At 36.2% G+C, this 2,409-nt stretch carries 2 protein-coding genes; one reads left to right on the top strand and one right to left on the bottom strand.

Annotated features, from left to right (window positions below):
- Positions 1 to 1,207 (bottom strand): argininosuccinate synthase (locus ACFIO3_RS00775; RefSeq protein ID WP_375704021.1); only part of this gene is annotated, 1,207 nt, incomplete at its 3' end.
- Between the two features lie 166 nt (positions 1,208 to 1,373).
- On the opposite strand from ACFIO3_RS00775, the gene ACFIO3_RS00770 reads away from it, so the two are divergent.
- Positions 1,374 to 2,015 carry a LysE family translocator gene (locus tag ACFIO3_RS00770; RefSeq protein ID WP_375606111.1) on the top strand — a complete coding sequence of 214 codons (642 nt, stop codon included), beginning with the start codon at positions 1,374 to 1,376 and terminating at the stop codon, positions 2,013 to 2,015.
- Positions 2,016 to 2,409: the final 394 nt, after the last annotated feature.

Below are 2,409 nucleotides of genomic sequence, written 5' to 3'. Positions count from 1 at the left end.
GCCTTGCTAATGTACGCAAACGTAGAGCATTTAATTTAATAAAACCAGTCGCATCTCTTTGATCATAAACACCTTGATCATCCTCGAAAGTTACTAACTCACTGGAATAAAGTGATTTTTTACTTTGGCGCCCTTCAACAATCACATTCCCCTTATAAAGCTTTAACGTGACTTCACCTTCAACATGTTCTTGAGATAAATCAATCGCTGCTTGCAACATCTTACGTTCGGGAGAAAACCAAAAGCCATAATAAATGAGTTCTGCATAACGTGGCATCAATTCATCTTTTAAATGAGCTGCGCCACGATCTAACGTTAAAGATTCTATAGCTCTGTGAGCCGTTAAAAGAATGGTCCCCCCTGGTGTTTCATAAATACCCCGCGATTTCATACCTACAAAGCGATTTTCTACCAGATCCAACCGACCAATACCATTATCCCGCCCATAATGATTTAATTCTGCAAGTAAAGTTGCAGGAGATAAATTTTTTCCATTGATTGAAACAGCATCGCCTTTTTTAAAGCCAAGAGTGATTCTGGTTGCTTCATCTGGAGCATCTTCCACCGAAAGAGTACGCATATGGACATATTCAGGAGCAGGAAGTGCTGGATTTTCTAAAATCTTTCCTTCTGATGAAGAATGTAATAAATTTGCATCCACTGAAAAAGGAGCTTCGCCTTGCTTATCTTTTTCTACAGGAATTTGATGCATACGCGCAAATTCAAACAGATCTGTCCGACTCTTAAAATCCCAATCACGCCACGGAGCAATAATCTTTATATTAGGATTAAGTGCATAAGCAGAAAGTTCAAAGCGTACCTGATCATTGCCTTTGCCCGTTGCTCCATGAGCAATGGCATCTGCCCCTGTTTCCTTAGCAATTTCAATAAGACGTTTTGAAATAAGTGGACGTGCAATTGATGTTCCTAAAAGATAAGTCCCTTCATAAACGGTATTGGCTCGAAACATCGGAAAAACAAAATCACGCACAAATTCTTCACGCAAATCTTCAATGTAGATTTCTTTAACACCTAGCATTTCAGCTTTACGACGAGCAAGCTCTAATTCTTCCCCCTGCCCCAAATCTGCTGTAAAAGTCACAACTTCAACGCCTAGCGTACTTTGTAACCATTTGAGAATAATTGACGTATCCAATCCCCCCGAATAAGCCAAAACAACTTTTCTAATACTTTTCCACTTTTTCATTCTAAAGCTCTATACGAATTGTTCTTTTTTTCTAAAAAATTAAAACGACACAAGAAATATAAAAATAAATTCTCTTTAAACAACATTAAAAAGACTCAAAAAGCATAAATAAAGACGCCTCAAAGTATAAATAATGAACATTACTTAAAAATAAGAGGAGATTGACGTGTCATTTCTACCGGAGTGGTCTATTGTTGTACAATTTGCTTTAGCATCGTTGATTTTAGCACTTATTCCAGGACCTGATATGATGCTTTCTGTAGGACGAACCATTACACAAAGCAAAAAAGCTGGAATTATGTGCGCCTTGGGAAGTGCAACAGGATTTGCCATTCAGGTTACAGCTGTAGCACTTGGTTTATCAGCGCTTATTTTTGCTGCGCCACACGCTTTTGTTTTTCTGAAAATTGTTGGCGCCTTTTATCTTTTATGGTTTGCCTTTCAAGCATTAAGGAGAAACCCGACACTTTCCTTTGAACCAACATCTTCTAAACCTCAAAGCTCTAAACGTAACTATCTTGCTGGTATTGGAATTAATCTTCTCAATCCTAAAGTCATACTCTTTAACGCAACATTCTTACCACAATTTATCAATGCAAATGATCCTATGGCAACACAAAAGCTGCTCTTTTTAGGACTCTCTTATATTCCTATTTCTTTCCCCATTACAATTTCAGTCGTTTTTACAGCGCATAAACTTACCAAAATCCTTAAACAGAACCCTCTTTATCTTCGCTTTCTCGATTGGCTTATTGCAGGTACTTTTACCAGCTTTGCCCTCCATCTCCTTGTGGTTACAAAACATTGATTTATAAGTGTAATGTATCGCTTTTAATTTAAATAAAAAAACAAATATTATAAGATTTTTTCATTTCAAACCTGTTTATTTTGAATAAAACAATACCTTTCCTTTGTACATCACAAGAGAAGCTGGAGTTTTTGTATGGATAAAAACTATCTAAGAAAAGAATAAAAACACCTCTTATAAACCATCTCAAGTACTAAAAGCTGTTACAACATTGGGAGCTAAAAAATAGAATGGTGGTACCAATTTACACCTTTATTAAACATAAAGGTGTAGGAGTACAATACATTTCACAGAAGCTTTTTGTTATACTCCTCACAAGCATTATCGTGATATGAAGAGTGCACTAAGAGATACTTAAAAAACATATCAATGGATAACTCAATGGTATTTATAT

The organism is Bartonella sp. AD328YNZD (assembly GCF_042196425.1).
Note: the sequence above shows the minus strand (reverse complement) of the source record. Positions and strands in the feature narration are given on the sequence as shown.